We start from the raw sequence: 20063 nt of genomic DNA, 5'->3' as shown, positions 1-20063 counted from the left end.
AGAACTATAGAATCATGAAAAAAATTAAATCAAAAAAGAAAACGCATCCGTTTTGGAGTTTTTTCTGGCTAACATTTCTTGTCGTATCACTTTGGTATGCTTGGCACTCATTTTATGCACCCTCAAATGATATTACTTGGAAAGATAACTTGGAATCTGCTCAAAAGCTCGCATATAATTCTGATAAAAATATTATGGTATTATTTACTACGGAATGGTGCTCTCCTTGTCGCATTATGAAGCGTGAAGTCTTTGCTGATAATGAAGTTACGAAAGCTATGGACGCTAAAGTTGTATCACTAGAAATTAATATTGATGACCCGAATTCTGAAACTCTAGTAAAACAATACAATATTGGTGCTACACCAACAACAATTTTCATTGATCCTGAAGGAAAAGTCATTGATTACGCGGTAGGAAAAGTTGGGAAAACAAAATTCCTTGAAATGCTTCTTAACATTTAATTAAAAACAGAAATCATCAATCGAAAAACGAACAATTCATGCTATTTAATGGAAAAACACAAGTCCTAAAGCTTTAAAACTACAACACTTCAACATCCCCTATCAAGAAGAATGCGTAAATAGTGTAGTAAATGTCCAAATTATCGATTTGTTTATAGTCTTATTTTCTTTTATATCTAAACTTAGTTAATAAACTGCACAACAATCGTTGGCTCTCATAGTTTTAAAGTTTTAATTTTATAAATTTGTGTGATTAATTCATCATTTTGATCAACGAGAAATCTATTGCTGTCTTACCTTTTGTCAATATGAGTAATGATATTGACAACGAATCTTTTTGTGATGGTATTACTGAAGAAATAATTAATGCCTTATCAAAAATAAATGGCTTAAAGGTTATTGCAAGACGATCTTCATTTGCATTTAAAAATAAAAATATTGATGTTCGACATATTGGAAATCAATTAGGTGTGGCTACTGTTTTAGAAGGAAGTGTTAGAAAATCAAACAATAGCATTCGCATAACAGGTCAATTAATAGACACAAAATATGGTACACAATATTGGTCTAAAAAGTTCGATAGAGAATTAGTAGATATCTTCGAATTGGAAGATATAGTGAGTCTTGCCATAGCAGATGAAGTCCGAAACAATTTTGGGCATTTTGAAGTACAAGACCATTTAATTAAACAACCTACAAATAATGTCGAGGCTTATCAATTATTTTTAAAAGGGCGTTCATTACAATTAAAATGGACACCAAAAAGTCTAAATCAAGCAATATCATATTATAATCAAGCTATTGACTTAGATAAAAATTATGCTAAAGCTTATTATGCCAATTTACAATGCTATGGGTTATTGGCCGTTTGGGGTTATATGCCTTACCAAGAAGCTATGGATTTAGCCGTTAACAATCTATTAATAGCTAAAGAAATAGAAACAGCACTACCCGAATATCCGCTATCCTTTGTAGGGAAGTTTCTTTGGGGTGAATGGGATTTTAAAAATGCATATATACATATAGAAAAAACTTTAGATATTAATTCTAATTATATTGATGGATTAGAAGCTATGACAGAGCTTTCTATAGCGCTTGGCTTTTTTGATAAGGCTTTAACGTATGCAAACAGATTATTAGAAGTAGATCCGCTATCCGCAAATAACCATTACACATTAGCTAGCATTTACTACTACCAACGCAAGTTTGATAAAGCATTAGAAAATGTAAACTACGCTCTAACACTTAATACTGATTTAGCATTAGCACATCATTTGAAATGTTTCTGTTTAATATGGCTAAACAAAAGTCAACAGTTTCAATATTTTATTCAGGACACTACCTTAGAAGAGGAGAAAAATCTATTATTTCAACTCATCAACAATAAGGATGTTGAAGTTCCGGAGCAAATGATGACAAAATGGTTACAATTTCAAAACGAAGAAACGATGCCAGTCCCCTATGATGTTTTTATTTTAAGCAATTCAAGTTATATAGAACAAGGGTTTACACGCTTAAAAGAAATGATTGAGCAAAGACGTGGACAAGTGATAAACTATAGACAAGAACCTTTTTTACAACCCTTACATAATACCAAAGCGTTTTCCGAGCTACACAAGTCTAATTTGTCCATTGAAGACGTTAATTACCATCAAATAGACGAAGAAAAACCATCATCAATCATTTTAGATGCTCAACAAATAGAAACGCTTAAAGAAGAATTACGTTCTTATTTTGAAGAGGACGAACCTTTCTTAAATCCACAATTGAGTTTAAAATTCGTGGCTGATGTGTTTGAATTAAATACTAATAAAATATCCTACGTAATAAATAAAGCTTTTCATCTTAATTTTAATGACTTTGTAAATTCATATCGCTTAAATCATTTTAAATCAATAGCCATAGACCCAAAAAACTCACATTTAACTATTCTTGGCTTAGCTTATGACAGTGGTTTTAATTCTAAAAGCGTATTTAACACGTACTTCAAAAAAACAGAGGGCACTACACCTAGTAAATGGGTAAAATCTAATACTAAATAACGTAAAGTTACAAGTCCTTTATCTCAGTTAATAGACGTTAAATTAATTTTTAGATGCATTATTCTTACTTAATATTTAGATTTTAAAATTATTTTACTCCTATACACCACTAGAGTTTACCTAACAAATTTAAAATTCAAACAGCTTTCATTTTCATACTTGAATTCGTCCGAAATTATAATCTCGGACGTTTACAGTCTTCTTATATCTCAAATTTGCACCATCAAAAAACGAACAATCATGAAATCAATTATAATGAAAACAATCAAAAAGCAAATTTTATTAAGAACGGCTTGTGTAGTCTTTGCATTAGTATCTAGTTTAACATACGCACAAAACAACACAAATACAGAAACAACAACTCAACGAGAAGGCTTTATCATTGAATTTTCAGTAGGAGGAGGACTAATCAGTTTAGAAGACAGTGCAGGCATTCAAACCTTCGACAAATCTCAAGGAACGTTTGTTTTTCCAGATTTAAAGTTGGGATATATGTTAAATGAAAATCTTGCCATTACTGCCGCTATACCAGGAAATATTTATGAATTTCAGGATAATGACAGACACTTTGGTGGCTTTATTCCTTCTGTACAATATTGGGTAAAAGATCGTTGGTGGATTCATGGAGGAATAGGTTTAGCCATAGATTCGCCAGCACTATATGATATTGAAGACGATGTAAATGACGATTGGAACTTTGGTTGTGCTGTTATGGCAAGCACAGGTTACGAAATTTATAAAAAGAAAAATTTCGCACTTAATGTTCAGTCTAAATTAGTTTTGGGTCGTACGTCTTTAACAGGAGATGCACATAGAGATGCAGTAATCTTTAATGTAGGGTTAGGGTTTAGTTGGTTATAAAAATTTATCTATTGCATATATTCTACTGTTACCAAACATATAAAGCAAACTATGAAAAATTTGACATTTGTAATTTTATATATTCTTCTTTCAGGAGTACAAACCACATTTGGACAGAATGAAACAGATATTATAGTAGGAAGTAAATTCGTTATTAAATCTAATATTTTAGATGAAGAAAGAACCTGTTTAATAAGTCTTCCTGATTCATACAATAATTCATCTGAAATTGATAAAAAATATCCGGTTATCATAGTATTGGATGGATACACTCATTTTAAAACAGCATCTGGAATAGTACATTTTATGAGTTCTAATAGGAATCGAAACAATTTAATGCCTGAAAGTATTATTATAGCCATAGAGAATGTTGACCGAGAACGAGATTTTACAGTTACAAAAATTAAGACCAAACGACCGAATACTATGGGAGGTGGAAGGATTTTTTTGAATTTCATTGAGAAAGAACTAGTACCTTATATTGATAAAAAGTATAAGACAGAACCGTTTAGAACTCTTGTTGGGCACTCTTTAGGAGGACTACTTACACTAAATTCCTATATGGATGAAAATAGCGTTTTCAATGCTTACATTTCTATAGACCCAAGTATTTGGTGGAATGAGGAGATGATGAAAAACAAAGTTGATTCTATTTCCTCAATATCATTAGATAAAAAATTGTATATCGCTACTGCCAATCAAGGAGAGGCTAATTACGAAAGGAATAAACAAAGACACGACTCTCTTTATACTTTAATAACAAAGAAATCGGATAAACCTCTAAATATCGAAATAGAATATTTTGAAAAAGAAAACCATCGCTCTGTACCATTAGTAGCTTTATACGAAGGGTTAAAATATATTAATCGAGAGGAATGATTTCGAAGCTGGTAATATCAACAAATACACTTGGTAACACTGTCTATAATTTATTGTTAGCTTTTTGCCTATTTGCGAAAGTCCTTGCGGACTTTCTTGGTCGGTAATTAGTTGCTTAAAACACGTAACAAACCATATATAAACACGTTGAGTGCCATTAAGGCAAAACTTTAACAATTACCCTTTTACAGAGTCAGAATTAGTATAAAATAATAAAAACAAGTAATCTATGATTGCAAATACAGAACAGAAAAATTTAATTAAGACCGCTAGAATAACTGGCTTATGGTATTTAATGATGGCTATTACAGGAATTCTAGGGTTTATGGTCTTTCATTCTCAAATATTTGTGTCTGGTAATCCTGAACAAACGCTAACAAATTTAGTAGAATTAGAATCTACAGCAAGAATTAGGTTGCTATTAGAATTTGGCATAGTAATTTCTCAGGCTCTTACCGCAGTTTGGTTTTTCAAATTATTTAAAGATAATTATGAATGGGAAGCTTGGACTCTAGGTATATGGGGAATGGTAAATGCTTTAGCCATTATGATAAGTGCAATTTCAATCGCCTCAGCAATAGGTATTGCAAATTCTGAAATAAGTGCTATGGAAGACAAAGTTTTACTAATTCAGGTTTTTCAAAATATTATTTCGAATGCTTGGGGTATTGGTGGCCTATTTTTCGGGTTATGGCTATTTCCAATGGGATACATAGTTATCAAATCTAAAAGGTTGCCTGTCTGGTTAGGAAGAATAATTATTTTAGGTGGTATAGGCTATCTAATTTCTACAGTTATACACTACATAGGAATTGATTTTAGCTACAATAATTTTCTTACCCTACCTGCAACCATTGGAGAATTTTGGATGATTGGTTATTTGCTAATTTATGGAATTAGACCTAGCGATAATTAAAATTAAATTAAACGGAACACAACAGTGACTATAAGTAATTGCTTTTCTATCCTACTTCTGAAAATCCTCACAGATTTTCAGCTTGGTTTATACTTGCAACGTTAAGTGCTTATCCAAGAAACTACTCATAGCCGAGATCGTTGGCGTTCATTAGCAACAAAATGAAAAAAATTATTAACGAAAGAAAAATATTTTATTAATCAGTCTAATATTAACTATGAGTTGCTCTAGTAAAACCAAGTCAGAAAGAATCTCGACAACATTGGAGAATCAAGAAAATTTGATTGCAGTTCTCGATACCATTTGGAAAGCTGAACAGCGACCAATCACCTTAAGAGATTCACTTATGAAAATATATGGAACTGAATCGGATTTAGTTAAAGAACAACAGGCAATCTATGAGAAGAACCATATCGTCAATGAAAGAAAAGTAAAGAATATTCTAGATAAATATATGGATGGCCTACGAAAGAAATGGCAGGTGAACGTGGCAATTGGACGATATGCAATGTTATTCAACATTCAGATAATGAAGTTCGATTAAAATACTTGCCAATGATGAGACAGGCTGTAAAAGACAAAGAATTAGAACCACACTTTTTGATTTGATTTTGAATGGAATCTCGAAGAACAAATAAAGCGAAAGGAAGCATTTCAAAAAAAAAAAATAACTAAAACTATTATTTAATTCAACTTTTTCAAGAAGGTAAACTTCATACAAATATCAATCAATAATCATCATTAATTAAAAAAACATCATCATGAAGAAAACTTTACTTACTTTGACTTTGTGCGGACTAACACTCATCACCAAAGCTCAAAACACAAGTGTAGAAAAATCAACATTCGGATTACAAACTGGAGTTTTAGGCATCTGGGCATATAATGAAACAAAACTATCAAATACCGTGGCACTGAGAACAGAGATTGGTTTTGATTTTGGTGTTTGGGAAACTACTTTTTATGACGATTATGATTCTCCATTTCTACTAACACCTGTTATAGTTGTGGAGCCAAGATTCTATTACAATCTCAAAAAACGCTCTGAAAACTCAAAAAGGATTGATGGAAATAGTGGCAATTTTATTGCTTTAAAAATGGGTTATCATCCAGATTGGTTTGTCTTGTTCAATACAGACAATGCTCCTATTGTAAGTGATTTTTCCATTATACCCACTTGGGGAATTAGACGACATATAGGGAGACATTTTGATTTTGAAGCAGGTCTTGGAGCAGGATTTAGTTACACATTTGCTAAACGCGCTGGTTACGTAAAGAACAAAAGTGAAATGGAATTAAATATGCACTTGAGAATAGGCTATAGATTTTAGCTAAATTAACAGCTAAACTACAGTATTAAGGATACGTCAAATATGGTGCTTAATTCAGACCCAAAAAATAAATTATTTTTTATAAATAAATCATTAGCCTGTAATAATTCGTAATTTAAGACACTAACCAGTAAAACATCACTCTTGAGTAGCGATTTTTATAAATCATCCATTTTACCATTTGCAGGAATAATTATCAAATTATGTCGAGCGTATACTAACTCGCAAGAAGATTTTGAAGATTATTACCAAGAAGTATGTTTACAAATTTGGAGAAGCAAAGACAACTTTCGCGAAGAATCACAATGGAGTACGTGGATATATCGCATTTCATTAAACGTCTGTTTAACATTACTTAAGAAGAAAAAAAATAATGTTCAACATTTTGTATCTGATTCTATAACTGCTGAAGAAACCGAAAACAACTACGCTTTTCCAAATGAATCTCTAAATTTATTATATGATGCTATAAGAAAACTATCGGAAATAGATAGAGCCGTTATCATGCTTTATTTAGAAGAAAAATCACAAAAGGAAATTGCTGAAATTATAGGAACAAATCCCAATAATATTGGTGTCCGTGTTAGAAGAATTAAAATTAGATTAAAAAAAATACTAGATGGAAAAATCAATTGAAAACATATGGAGAGAAGGTTTTGTAGAAAGCGATGCATTAGTAGCACCAAAAATAAACAACCTATACAACCAAAAATCAATTCATATTATTGATAAATTTAAAAGAATGTTTAAAATAAATTTGATTGCTATTGTCGTATTCTCATTTGCTTTTTTATTTATCTCATTTTTTGTAGGCATTCCCATAACTGGTATCATATTTTTTGTTACCCTTTCAGCTCTTGTTGTTATTAATAAAAAGTTATTAAATGATTTAGAGAAAATTGATATTGGCATTAGCAGTTATCAATACTTAAAAGCATTTAACCAATGGATAAATAAGCAGATTTCCATCAATAAAAGATTTTCAAAATTTTTGTACCCAATTATATTCATGTCATTGGTTTTAGGCTTTTGGTTTAAAGATGCCGAAGGTGAGCCCTTGGGAGAAAGACTTGTTAGTAAAATACTTACTGGTTTTCCCGAAACGTATCTCGTATTTGGAATTCCCGCAATAGGAATCGTTATAGCATTAATAATAATTGGTTTACTAGCCCTTTTTGGCGGTCAAATTTATAAATGGGATTTAAAACTAGTCTATGGAAGAATATTCAAAAAACTAGGAGAATTGATGACTGATATAGAAAGTTTAAGAAGTTAAACGCCCAAAATTAGGGAACGTTATTACGATATTTAAAGAATATAAACTTTAAGTGTAATAAATTTTATGTTCTTCCACTAACCAATAAAATACTAAAAATTATGACACTTAAAAATACCATTAACTTTTTTGAAAGTCTAAAGGCTGAATCCTCTAAAAAATCTGAAATTAAAGTTTACAATGAATTTATTGAAATTCTTAAAAAATTAGAAAACAGAACATTCACCACTGATGAAATTCGGTCTATAGAAACAGAGCTTGAGCGTTTAAATTTAAAATCAAATTTAGAAAATAGAAAAAAACACCTTAAACAAGCACTAAATAAATTTAAAAAATATTTAAAGGAGACATTATACTTAACTACCAAAGGGCATTACGCTCGTTTATATGGTAGCTTAGGGTTAGTCTTTGGTCTGCTTTTTGGAGTTGCAATTTTATCAAATCTAGAACGTTCGTTAGGCATTTCTCTAGGATTAATTGGAGGAATGGTAATAGGTTCTATAATGGGTCGTGGCAAAGATGCTCAAGCTAAAGAATTTGGAAATATGCTTTAAGGATGATTTATACACCTAAAATAAAAATATTTTTTTGTGATTTTTTGAATACTTCAAATACTAATAGAGTGTAATTAATCTTTAGATGTATACAAAAAGAGAATTTATAAGAGCTATCAAAGAGAATGAAGGCATTATTTATAAAGTGGCAAGGCTTTATACCAATAGTACCGAAGATCAAAAAGATGTATATCAAGACATTGTATATCAACTTTGGAAATCTTACCCTTCTTTTAAAGCCACCTCTAAAATTAGCACTTGGATGTATCGTGTTGCACTAAATACTGCAATCAGCAATTTAAAAAAAGAAAAGAGAAAAGGAACTCGAGTATCCATAGACAATTTTCTTTTGAATAAAATCGATCAGGTGGATACAGCTATGGAAGAACGAATTACACTTTTATATGCGCATATAAAAAAACTTAGTATTGTAGAAAAAGGAATCATACTGCTTCATTTAGAAGGAAAAAACTATGACGAAATTGCTACCATCACAGGCTTTACAGTGACCAATATTGGGACACGTTTAGCCAGAATAAAAAACAAATTAAAATCACAAATTAATAAATAACATTAATATGGAACTTGAAGAAATAAAATCTTTATGGGAGGATATGAGTCAGAAAGTTGACCAACAAAAAGTATTGACAGATCAATTAATTAAGGACATGACCAAAGAACGCTTTGATACTAAAATGCGATCTATCTCAATTCCAGAATCAATAACTGCATTCATCTGTTTTGCTGCTGTAATTTATATTATTAGTAATTTTTACTCATTAAATATGTGGTATTTACAACTTACAGGTATGATTGCAATCATCACTTGTTTGGTATTGCCTGTATTGTCTTTAAAGTCAATTCAGAAAATGAAGTCTGTGCACATATCTAAAAGCACGTTTAAAGAAACTGTTGAAGCATATGCTAAAGAAAAAGCCAGGTTTATGAAAATTCAAAAAATAAGCTTTTACGCAAGTTTTCTGGTGCTTATAGCTTTGATTATTGTATTTGGCAAAATCATGAAAGGCATTGATGTATTTACCATTTCAGAAAAACTGAACTGGCTGGTGCCTTCTGGAATTGGGGTCTTGTTTATATTCTCACAGTGGGTTCTAAAAAAATATAAGAAAGCAACTAATTCGGCAAACGATATACTAAAGGAATTAGAATCATAATCTTTTTTATTATCATCATCATCTTTTAATAGCAAACAAATCTATAATTTTTTAAAAATTAATAGTCGAATAGTACTCGACAAGAAACAAACAACCTAAAATGAAAATTATTTCAACATTTATAATCGTATTTATACTATCAATAGTAAACTTATATTCTCAAGATATATCTGGGGAATGGAGCGGAAAAGCCAAAAGAGGAGATAAGGAAATCACTTTTGTATTTAATATTAAAAAAGAAGGCGCAAACTATTCATCTGTAATGAATGTACCAACGTTCAGAATTTCAGGTATGAAACCATCAGTTACAACGTTTACAAACGGAAAGCTAACAATTGATGGTTCAAATTTAGGAATGTCCTATATAGCAAACTTCAATTCAGAATTGCAAGAATTTGAAGGGACTTACAAGGAAGGTGGAATAGAAATGCTACTAAATTTAAAAAAAGGTGCTGTAAAGATTGCAGACCAACGTAGACCACAAGAACCTGTAAAACCCTACCCTTACTATGAAGAAGAGGTAATGTTTAAAAATAACGAAGCAAATATAACCTTGGCTGGTACCTTAACGTTACCTAATAAAAACGGCATATTTCCAGTAGCAATTTTAATTAGCGGAAGTGGTCCGCAGGACAGGGATGAAACCTTCATGGGTCACAAACCCTTTTTAGTTCTGGCAGATCATCTTACAAAGCAAGGTATTGGTGTATTGCGTTTCGATGACCGTGGTCAAGGAGCATCTACTGGCGATTTTGGTAGTGCAACCACAGAGGATTTTTCTAAAGATGTACTAAGCGCCATCGCTTTCTTAAAAACTAGAAAAGAAATAGACCAAAAGAATATTGGTTTAATTGGACATAGTGAAGGTGGTATCATTGCACCATTAGCTGCTAATAATACAAACGATGTTGCCTTTATGGTCTTGCTTGCTTCTACTGGAATTTCTGGTACAGAATTATCGGTAATGCAATCTAAAACGTTACGTCAATTTCCGGTGAAAGACGAAAAAGCGTTTGAGGAAAATTCAAGAAAAGCCATTGCTATTGTTACCTCTGATAAAAGTGAAGAAGAAATTAAAACAAAATTAACAGCGCACTATAACAATTTTTTAAGACCAATATTAAGCAATTTAAATGTGCCAAAGGAAAATATAAATGCATTTATAGATAGTCAAGTAAACACCAGTATTAAACCTTGGTCACGTTACTTTTTACAATACAATCCAGCTGATGAAATTGAAAAATTACAAATCCCTGTATTGTCTTTAAATGGTAGCAAAGACACACAAGTTAACGCCAAAATAAATCAAAATGGAATACGTCAAGCTTTGACTAAAGGTGGTAATCAAGATTATAAAATAGTAGAATTAGAAAATTTAAATCACTTCTTTCAAGAGTGCGAAACAGGAAAGATGGATGAATATCGAAAAATAGAACAAACGTTTTCTCCAATTGCTTTAAAAGAAATTTCTAATTGGATTTTAGAGCATATAAGGTAAATTATTACATATATAAACTAAAAACAAACACTAATCCTACTCTATATATTTGGAAAGTGTAGCAAGGAGCTTTAGTTTGATAAAACCCCTTTTTGCATCATAATTTATATACCTGCGTCATAATTTTCAATTAATCATGAAACTTTATACTTAAGGCTACATAAGGATTTAGAAGTAAATCACCTATTAACAGATCTTTGTAAAAATTAAAATTGTGCGATTAACAATAAAAATCAAAGAATAAGAAATAACACTCTTTGCTCCTTACAAAATTCAAAAAATACATCAATCATATTCATTAATCAAAAAACGAGCAATTATGACATCAATTAAAATGAAAACAATCAAAAAACAAACTTTATTAAAAATGGCTTGCGTAGCTTTTGCATTAGTATCAAATATAACATACGCACAAAACACAAATCCAGAAACCTCAACAGAGCGAGAAGGATTTATTATTGAATTTTCAGTAGGAGGAGGTCTCATCAGTTTAGAAGATAGTGCAGGTATTCAAACGTTTGACAAATCGCAAGGCGCATTCAGTTTTCCAGATTTAAAATTAGGTTACATGTTAAACGAAAAACTTGCCATTACTGCCGCAATACCAGGAAACATTTATGAATTTCAGGATAATGACAGACATTTCGGAGGTTTTATTCCATCGTTACAATATTGGGTAAAAGACCGTTGGTGGATTCATGGAGGAATTGGTTTAGCAATTGATGCGCCAGCACTATATGATATTAAAGACGATGTAAATGACGATTGGAACTTTGGTTGTGCTGTTATGGCAAGTACAGGTTACGAGATTTATAAAAAGAAAAATTTCGCACTTAATGTGCAGTCTAAATTAGTGCTTGGTCGTGCAAATTTAGATGGAGATGACCATAGAGATGCAGTAATTTTTAATATAGGATTAGGGTTTAGCTGGCTTTAAGACAAATATAAATAATTAGCAAAATGAAATCACTAAAAAACCATCTATTACTATGTATTCTACTATTATGTTCTACTATCATAGCTCAAACTAAAATAATTTCTTTTGAGAACGTAAATGTAATTCCTATGAATATTGATACATTAATTACTAATCAAAGAGTAATTATTGCGAATAGTAAAATACTGAAAATAGAACCAGTATCTAAAACGATAACCAATCATATTGATATTACAATAGATGCTTCAGGCAAATATTTAATTCCTGGATTAGTAGAAACGCATTACCATCTACAAAATAATATTGAAAATGAATTCAAACTTTTAATTGCTAACGGAATCACTTCTGCAAGAAATATGGCAGAATACAAGGGGCAGAACCATATAAAAATAAGAGAACTTGCACAGAGTAATACTATTTTGTCCCCTCATTATTATTCAACCGGACCTTATCTAAAGCGACATGATTTTAAGCATATTGATTCTGTTGATGTCATTGTACGGTATCATAAAAAAAGGGGTTATGATTACTTAAAAATTGCCGATAATCTTCCAAAAGATATTTATCTGAAATTATTAGAAACAGCAAAAAAAGAAAATATTGAAATTGTTGGTCACGGACAAAGAGAATTACCATTAGAATTTTCTTTGAGAATTAAATCTATTGCGCATGTTGAAGAGTTTATGAATATTTTTTCAAAAGAGGAAAGAAACTCTATTGCCTATCTACAAAAAGCAGCAAAAGAAATTAAAACAAGTGGTATTTATGTGTCGCCTACGCTTGGAATTTTTGAAATGATAAGTAGGTATGCCGATAAAGAGAAATCAAAGTTATTGAATAGCAACAAAAACATTAAATATCTACCAAAACATTATTCAGATTATTGGAAATCAGATAGCATTAATTACAGAAAACATTCATGGTTTACAGATAAAGAGTCGTTAATCCGACTTGAAAATGAATTAGAGTGGCAAAAGAAATTTACATTACTACTTCATAAACAAGGTATACCATTAATGGCCGGAAGCGACACCTATGGTTTATTCCTACCTGGTTTTTCTTTGCATCATGAGTTAGAATTAATACAAAACTCAGGCCTTTCAAACTACGAAACACTTAAAACAGCAACAGTAGTTCCTGCTAGGTATTTTAATGCAATCTCTCAAAGCGGAACTATTTCTGAAGGAAAATTAGCCGATTTAGTTTTATTAGATAAAAATCCATTAGAAAATATTAGTAATACTAGAACTATATCTGGAGTAATGATTAAGGGACAATGGTTTGATAGAGAAAAATTAGATAACCTATTATATGAAGTTGAAAGTTCTAACAAGTAAAACGAGCTGCAATGACTGGTATAATTAATGACTTCTGAATTTAAAAAACAAAAATTCAAAGGAATTTATTAGATGATGTAACAGTTCAAAAAACTAATGAAATAATGAAATATATTTTTATAATCAGTTTAGTAATAGTAGTGGGATGTACTAATTCATCCAAGCCTAAAAAGGCATCAATAAAAAAGGAGTCACCAGTAAATCTAATTGCCGTTTTAGATACAATCTGGAAAGCTGAACAGCTTCCAATAAGATTACGAGATTCTATTGGTAGAACACAAGGTTTTGAATCAGAGGCTTTTAAAACACAAAATGAGATTTATCACAAAAATCATGACATAAACGAGACAAAAGTTATGCAAATCTTAGATTCTATGGGTTGGCCTAGTAAAAAAATAATTGGTGAACAGGGTAACTTAACTATTTGTAATGTATTGCAACATTCTAGTTTAGAAGTACGCGAAAAATACTTGCCCCTAATGCGAAAAGCGGTTAAGGACAAAGAATTGTCAGCGCGTTTTTTAGTTAGGGCAGTAGATAGGATAGCAACCGATAAAAATGAACTTCAAATTTATGGCGGACAAATGAAATACTATCCAGAAACTAAAAGTTTTAATTTTTGGCCAATTAAAGACCCAAAAAATTTAGAGAAAAGAAGAGCGGAAATGGGTATGGAAACAATATCAGAATTCTTAAAACGTAAACGCGTAGATTTAGAATGGAATTTAGAAGAGCAGATTAAGCGAACAGAAGCATTTAAATTAGCAAAGCAAAATGGAAATAAATAATTATACGCGTGTTAAAACAGCGAGTGTTATAGTTGCTTTATTTATAATTGGCACGCTTCTAAACATTCCATTTAGTAGAGAATTAAAACGATTAAAAATTGAAGCTGGTAATACTCAAGTAAAACTATCAGGTTCAGTAACTACTGAGATTGTACAAACAGGAATATATGGCCTTATTTTAGGTTCAATTTTAGTTTTTGTTGGCTTATGGTTATCAAGAAAAGCAAAGTTGGGAGCACCTGTAGTAGAAAGTTTTTTTTCAAATAGTGAAAAAATAAAATATCCATTTTTCACTAAAAAACTTTTATATTCTATCGGTCTTAGCGTGTGTTTAGCACTGGTAATACTTTTTATTCATAAATTAGTTAGGGCTCACTATCCTGTAACGAGTATTATTGAAAGACCTTCTAAACTATTTTATGCTATCGTATCATTTTCTGCTGGTATTACAGAAGAAATTATGTTCCGATTAGGATTAATGTCTCTAATTATAGCAATAATTCAATTTTTTAAAAAGGAATTTAAACCCTCAACAATCGTAGTTTGGATAGGTATAATTATTACGGCAATATGTTTTGGTTTAATCCACTTACCATTATCAAAAAACTTTTCAAATCTCACTTTTGTAACTGTTAGCACTACTATGATTGGCAATTTTATTACAGGGTCTTTCTTTGGTTGGGTATATTGGAGACGTGGTTTATTAGTTGCTATAATTGTTCATGTTGTTTGGGATTTGGTTTTTCATGTGGTTGGCTCACCCTATTTATAGAAATTGTGTCCGCTTATAAAACACAAACCTTTATTAATTCAATTAAAATCAACTTTGCTAAAAATACAATAATTATGAAAGCAGCAATTTATACAAAATACGGTTCGCCAGAGGTTATTCAGATAGTTGATGTTGAAATTCCCTCACCCAAATCCAATGAGGTTTTAATAAAAATTAAAGCCTCTTCTGTAACTAGAGCAGATACAATGATGCGCCAAGGTATACCAAAATTTGGCAGATTGTTTTTAGGTTTATTTAAGCCAAAAAACACAGCTTTAGGAACTGGTTTTTCAGGTGTTGTAAAAGCTATAGGTTCGCAAATCACAAAATTTAAAGTAGGTGATGAAGTTTTTGGAGAAAAACTATTTAGTACTGGTAGTAATTCGGATTTCCTATGTATGAGCGAAAATGAACTTCTAGAAAATAAACCAAAGAATATTTCTCATATAGAAGCAGCACCAATTTGTGATGGTTTTTTAACCTCATATAACTTCTTAAAGGAGCATGCCAAACTTAAAAAAGGTCAGCATGTTTTAATTAATGGAGCTTCTGGTAGTTTAGGTTCAGCTGCAGTACAATTGGCAAAAATAATGGGTGCAAAAGTTACAGGTGTTTGCAGCACTAAAAATATTGATTTTGTACTATCGTTAGGTGCAGACGAGGTATTAGATTATACTATAATAAAAGTGAATGAGCTGCAAAGTAAATATGATGTAGTATACGATACTGTTGGTAAGCTTTCTTATAGCAACACTAAAAATGTATTAAAAGCAAATGGTATTTTTATGACACCTGTATTACGTGTTGGATTACTATGGCAAATGTTACGGCATCCAAAAAAAGTAAAGTTTGAGGCTACTGGTATAAAGAAGACCGAAGATTTAAAACGTTTATTAAACGATTTAGTAAATTTCTTTAAACAAGGAAAATTGCATACACATATCGACAAAAAATATCACCTTATGGATATAAGATATGCACATCAACATCTTGATACAGGTCGTAAAGTAGGTAATGTAGTTATCATCAATCCATAAATCATTAATCTATACATGAAAAACAAAAGTTTTGAAAAAGCAAAAGAGCAAAGCAAGTTATTAGAAAATGATTTGTATAAGAATCCTCAAAAGTACCGCGTATTAACGGGAGATAGACCTACAGGTAATTTGCATCTTGGACACTATTTTGGCTCAATTATAAACCGATTAAAATTACAAAGCTTAGGAATTGAGACTTATATTTTAATTGCTGATTATCAAGTGTTGACAGATAGAAATGTTTTTAATGAAATTTCAAAATTCACCTATGAACTAACTTTAGACTATTTAGCCTGTGGATTAGACCCTGAAAATTATAAAACTCATATTTTTCCACATAGTCATATTCCTGAATTAAATCAACTAACTATTCCATTTCTGACATTAGTTTCCAGTTCAGAATTAAACAAAAACCCAACTGTTAAAGAAGAAATTACTGCTTCAGGACTGAGTAATATTAATGCAGGAATGTATATCTATCCCGTTCATCAAGCTGCTGACATTTTGTTTTGTAAAAGTAATGTGGTTCCTGTTGGAAAAGATCAACTTCCCCATATAGAATTAACTCGGAAAATTGCAAAGCGCTTTAATACCAAATTCAATAAAAATATTTTTACCGAACCAGTTGCATTTTTTACTGATACCCCTACTATTCTTGGGTTAGACGGTATTCAAAAAATGAGTAAAAGTCGCAACAATTCAATTATGATAAAGTCAACAGCAGACGAAACAGCAAAACTAATAAAATCTGCCAAAACTGATTCAAGTCGTTACATATCTTACGACCCCGAAAACAGACCAGAGGTTTCCAACTTACTTAAGTTAGCTTCCTTATGTTCAGATAAAAGTCCAACAGATATTGCTGATAAAATTGGCGACCAAGGTTCAGGAAAACTTAAAGAGTTAACAGCAGAAGCAATAAACACATATTTTGAGCCTATTAGAAAAAAAAGAATAGAGCTTGAAAAAAATAAAGACTATGTCAGAGATATTTTTCTTAAAGGTATAAGTAAAGCGAGAGAAACAGCTATTGAAACGTTGAGTGAAGTCACTGAGGCGATGAATATGAAAATATAATAGGACTACATCCAGCAAAGAACTAAAATCGGACACGATTCAATCTTTTTGTTTTGAAAGAGCAGATTTGATTTTAAATGGAATTTCGACAAATAAATCAAGAAATTATCAAATGAAAAAGTATAGCAAAACAACCCAATTTATAAAATCAAGAGTTATTGGTGTTTTATTCCTTTTGGCTTTTTTATTTTATGGTATTGGGCGAAGTTTATTTGAAAGTGAGTTAGAGATCCAAAAACACATAGGTTCTGTACTAATCTTCATAAATTCAATTGTCGTATTGTTTATTGGTTTCTTTCTGAGAAAAACCATAATCAAGGGTAATCTATTAATAGGAAACACTTACTTCTTGTCAAGAGTAATCGAAGCATTAGCACTTAGTAGTATTCTTTTAAACCTAATTCCTGCGGTCAATATTTCTTTAGACTTTGGTTATTTTATTGCAATGCTTTTTTTAGGAATTGGTAGTATCCCAATGTGTTATATATACTACAAGCACAATTTTTTACCAAAATGGCTGGCTTTATGTGGGCTTATTGGATACACTGTTATGGCCTTTGGCTTTTTAATGGAGTTGTTTGGCAGAGAATGGAGTATGTACTTACTAATATTGGCAGGATTCTGGGAAGTAACTTTTGCTATTTGGTTAATCATGAGAAAGGAACAAAATCAAAAATAAAAACCGCAACAACTAAGTATCTCTACGAGATATAGTCCGTTGTTTAAATTTATACAAATGAAAATAGTAAAACGACTTTTAAAAATTGTCTTCGCTATCATCGGCTTACTTGTGCTACTAGGAATCATTATACTTTGGATTGATTCATCAGAAACTAATTATCTAGAGATCAATAAGAATGAATCAGCATCCAATAATTCTTACCTCATTAAGAATGTCAATATCATTCCAATGAACCAAGATACTGTTTTAGCAAATAAAATGGTGTATATAAAAGAGGGGATTATTCAAAGGATTGCAGATACAATCAAGGTCAATGGAATTCAAGTTTTTGATGCTGAGAACAAATATCTAACACCAGGTCTTATCGATATGCACGTTCATGTGTGGGATAGATATGAACTCGGACTATACTTGTCCAACGGAGTAACAGCAGTTAGAAATCTTTGGGGTATGCCTATGCATTTAAGAATTAAAGAAGATGTCAAGGAAGACAATATTTTTTCACCATCGTTTTTTACTACAGGCCCAAAATTAACGGGCTCAGAATTTATTGGTGATGACAATTTAAATCTAAGTAATCCGAGTGAAGCTAAAAACAAGGTGATTTCATATAAAGACAGAGGTTACGACTTCATCAAAACGTATTATGGATTAGATAAAGCGATTTTTGATGCTGTTATTGAACAAGCTAAGGTTTCTGAAATAGATATTATTGCTCACCCTTCTCAAAAAGTACCATTTTCATATCATTTACATCCAAAAATCAAATCCATTGAACATGCTGAAGAAATTGTCCAGCAACCTTTACAGTTTGATTTAGACATCCCTAAGCTTCAATTTGTTATTGACTCTATTTCAGCGTCTAAACATACAAGTTATAGTCCTACACTTACGGTCTTCAACAATATCTATCAAATGATGATGAATGATGACATTTTAGATTCAGAGCCATTGAAATATATGAATCCACTCATTATAATGGACGATAGCAAAAGACAATTTGAGCGTTGGTATAATGCCAAGCAAGAAGACCCTTCGACAATTGAGCGGATAAAAAAACAGCACGATTTTCACATGACCATTGTTAAAAAACTACATGAAGCGGGTGTGCCTATAATTTGTGGAACTGATGCAGGAATTGGGGTTACACTTCCAGGTATTTCAATTCATAAAGAACTGAATTTTTACAAAGAGGCTGGACTTTCTAATTACGAAGTTTTGAAAACAGCTACTGTAAATGCCTCTCAAGCGCATACAATGATGAAGCAACTAGGAACTATAGAAGAAGGCAAAATTGCTAACTTGATATTAGTAGATAAAAATCCGCTTGAGGAGCTGTCGTCACTACAAAATCCCAACTTTGTTTTTGTAAAAGGACGAAAATTAAATAGAGAAACTTTAGATTCTTTTAATGAAAAGGCTAAAAACCGAAAGAACCTAATAGCTACTGCGCTTAGGTATTTAGAAAACTTAATCATTGAAAAATAAAATTTAGGCTAAAAAGTATTAAATTAAAAATAGCCACATATCTTTTAAAGAAAGAATTACAATCATCAATCAAAAAACGAACAGTATATGTTTTTCAAATCAAAAGAAGGAAAAGACAAAATTTTATCCCTTTACAACCAGAAGTTAAATGAGCTCAATATTGAATATTCCGAGGAATCGGTGGAAACAAAGTTTGGCGTTACAAATGTTATTATTACAGGAAACGTAAAAAAAACACCACTACTCCTTATTCATGGTACAGGTGGTTGCTCCCCTCTAATTTTAGAATCATTCCCTAATTTATCCTCAACATACTGTGTTTACGCCATAGACGTGCTTGCGCAACCTAATAAAAGTGCTGAAAACAGGTTAGATATGAAGTCTCTAGATTATGGAGAATGGTTAACGGAAGTTATTATTTTACTAGGCTTAAAAGACGTTACTTTAGTTGGATTTTCATTTGGAGGCTTTATTTCTCTCAAGACTTTAGAATTTAACCAAAGACTCATAAAACACGTTTTTTTAATAGCGCCAGTTTACATCGTAAATGGTAATCCTTTTGTAGGCTTATTTAAGATGTTTATTCCTTTAAAGAAATTCATAAAAACGGGTAATGATGACTATCTAAAAAAAGTCATAAAAGTTCTTTTTAGTGAAGCTGATGATTTTGCCATCCAGTTTATGGGAACCACTTTTCAAAATTGTAATATGGACTTTTCACCATTACCTGTAATAGCTAAAAAATCTGCTCAACAAATAGAAACACCTATTACTATTTTCGCCTGTGAAAACGATATTATGTTTCCTGGTAGAAAATTGATTAAGAGAGCCAAACGAATATTTTCTTCTATAGAAGACGTTGTTTTGATTGAAGATGCTAAACACGTACCAAGTTCAAAGAATTTCAAAAAAATAGAGGATTTAATTATTGATAAAAACGGATACTAAA

At 31.2% G+C, this 20063-nt stretch carries 22 protein-coding genes; all 22 read left to right on the top strand.

From position 1 onward, the window contains the following. The first annotated feature begins 14 nt into the window (after positions 1–14). Positions 15–464: a thioredoxin family protein gene (locus C8N41_RS03300; protein ID WP_115838204.1), complete on the top strand. Its 450-nt coding sequence runs from the start codon at positions 15–17 to the stop codon at positions 462–464. 266 nt (positions 465–730) lie between these two features. Continuing rightward, entirely contained in the window at positions 731–2506 is a 1776-nt protein-coding gene (locus C8N41_RS03295; protein WP_249033234.1) for a helix-turn-helix domain-containing protein, read from the top strand. Between the two features lie 240 nt (positions 2507–2746). Beyond that, entirely contained in the window at positions 2747–3367 is a 621-nt protein-coding gene (locus C8N41_RS03290) for a hypothetical protein (protein ID WP_249033233.1), read from the top strand. Positions 3368–3418: 51 nt separating this feature from the next. Then, the gene (locus tag C8N41_RS03285) at positions 3419–4246 is read left to right on the top strand and encodes an alpha/beta hydrolase (RefSeq protein WP_115838202.1); all 828 of its coding nucleotides are present in this window, start codon (positions 3419–3421) and stop codon (positions 4244–4246) included. A 229-nt stretch (positions 4247–4475) separates the two neighbouring features. Then, positions 4476–5162: a DUF4386 domain-containing protein gene (locus C8N41_RS03280; RefSeq protein WP_115838201.1), complete on the top strand. Its 687-nt coding sequence runs from the start codon at positions 4476–4478 to the stop codon at positions 5160–5162. Between the two features lie 280 nt (positions 5163–5442). Next, positions 5443–5706: a hypothetical protein gene (locus tag C8N41_RS17110; protein WP_249033232.1), complete on the top strand. Its 264-nt coding sequence runs from the start codon at positions 5443–5445 to the stop codon at positions 5704–5706. A gap of 217 nt (positions 5707–5923) precedes the next feature. Continuing rightward, on the top strand, positions 5924–6493 hold the full coding sequence (locus C8N41_RS03270) for a hypothetical protein (protein WP_092445761.1): 570 nt from the start codon (positions 5924–5926) through the stop codon (positions 6491–6493). Between the two features lie 144 nt (positions 6494–6637). After that, on the top strand, positions 6638–7129 hold the full coding sequence (locus tag C8N41_RS03265) for an RNA polymerase sigma factor (RefSeq protein WP_092445763.1): 492 nt from the start codon (positions 6638–6640) through the stop codon (positions 7127–7129). Continuing rightward, positions 7113–7769, top strand: a complete 657-nt coding sequence (locus C8N41_RS03260; RefSeq protein ID WP_115838200.1) for a hypothetical protein — start codon at positions 7113–7115, stop codon at positions 7767–7769. Before C8N41_RS03265 ends, C8N41_RS03260 begins: the two co-directional genes overlap by 17 nt. A 101-nt stretch (positions 7770–7870) precedes the next feature. Then, positions 7871–8323, top strand: coding sequence for a hypothetical protein (locus tag C8N41_RS03255; RefSeq protein WP_092445767.1), 453 nt, complete (start codon positions 7871–7873; stop codon positions 8321–8323). 85 nt (positions 8324–8408) lie between these two features. Next, the gene (locus tag C8N41_RS03250; RefSeq protein WP_115838199.1) at positions 8409–8894 is read left to right on the top strand and encodes an RNA polymerase sigma factor; all 486 of its coding nucleotides are present in this window, start codon (positions 8409–8411) and stop codon (positions 8892–8894) included. Positions 8895–8901: 7 nt separating this feature from the next. Continuing rightward, a complete protein-coding gene (locus C8N41_RS03245; protein ID WP_115838198.1) occupies positions 8902–9498 on the top strand; it encodes a hypothetical protein in 597 nt (198 codons plus the stop codon). 100 nt (positions 9499–9598) lie between these two features. Then, positions 9599–10996 carry an alpha/beta hydrolase family protein gene (locus C8N41_RS03240; RefSeq protein WP_115838197.1) on the top strand — a complete coding sequence of 466 codons (1398 nt, stop codon included), beginning with the start codon at positions 9599–9601 and terminating at the stop codon, positions 10994–10996. A 319-nt stretch (positions 10997–11315) separates the two neighbouring features. Beyond that, entirely contained in the window at positions 11316–11933 is a 618-nt protein-coding gene (locus C8N41_RS03235) for a hypothetical protein (protein ID WP_249033231.1), read from the top strand. Between the two features lie 23 nt (positions 11934–11956). Further along, positions 11957–13270: an amidohydrolase family protein gene (locus C8N41_RS03230; RefSeq protein ID WP_115838196.1), complete on the top strand. Its 1314-nt coding sequence runs from the start codon at positions 11957–11959 to the stop codon at positions 13268–13270. A gap of 104 nt (positions 13271–13374) precedes the next feature. After that, positions 13375–14058: a DUF6624 domain-containing protein gene (locus C8N41_RS03225; RefSeq protein WP_115838195.1), complete on the top strand. Its 684-nt coding sequence runs from the start codon at positions 13375–13377 to the stop codon at positions 14056–14058. After that, positions 14045–14830 carry a CPBP family intramembrane glutamic endopeptidase gene (locus C8N41_RS03220; protein WP_115838194.1) on the top strand — a complete coding sequence of 262 codons (786 nt, stop codon included), beginning with the start codon at positions 14045–14047 and terminating at the stop codon, positions 14828–14830. Before C8N41_RS03225 ends, C8N41_RS03220 begins: the two co-directional genes overlap by 14 nt. 74 nt (positions 14831–14904) lie before the next feature. Then, positions 14905–15867 carry an NAD(P)-dependent alcohol dehydrogenase gene (locus C8N41_RS03215; protein WP_115838782.1) on the top strand — a complete coding sequence of 321 codons (963 nt, stop codon included), beginning with the start codon at positions 14905–14907 and terminating at the stop codon, positions 15865–15867. A gap of 15 nt (positions 15868–15882) precedes the next feature. Beyond that, positions 15883–16944: a tryptophan--tRNA ligase gene (trpS, locus tag C8N41_RS03210; RefSeq protein ID WP_115838193.1), complete on the top strand. Its 1062-nt coding sequence runs from the start codon at positions 15883–15885 to the stop codon at positions 16942–16944. A gap of 112 nt (positions 16945–17056) precedes the next feature. Then, positions 17057–17623 carry a DUF4386 domain-containing protein gene (locus C8N41_RS03205; protein ID WP_092445785.1) on the top strand — a complete coding sequence of 189 codons (567 nt, stop codon included), beginning with the start codon at positions 17057–17059 and terminating at the stop codon, positions 17621–17623. Positions 17624–17680: 57 nt separating this feature from the next. Beyond that, positions 17681–19114, top strand: a complete 1434-nt coding sequence (locus C8N41_RS03200) for an amidohydrolase family protein (protein WP_092445787.1) — start codon at positions 17681–17683, stop codon at positions 19112–19114. Between the two features lie 87 nt (positions 19115–19201). Further along, complete coding sequence (locus tag C8N41_RS03195) at positions 19202–20062, top strand: alpha/beta fold hydrolase (RefSeq protein WP_115838192.1); 861 nt, start codon at positions 19202–19204, stop codon at positions 20060–20062. Position 20063 lies beyond the last annotated feature (1 nt).

The organism is Winogradskyella sediminis, from assembly GCF_003387355.1.
GTDB lineage: Bacteria > Bacteroidota > Bacteroidia > Flavobacteriales > Flavobacteriaceae > Winogradskyella > Winogradskyella sediminis.
This window is presented reverse-complemented; position numbering and strand designations above follow the sequence as displayed.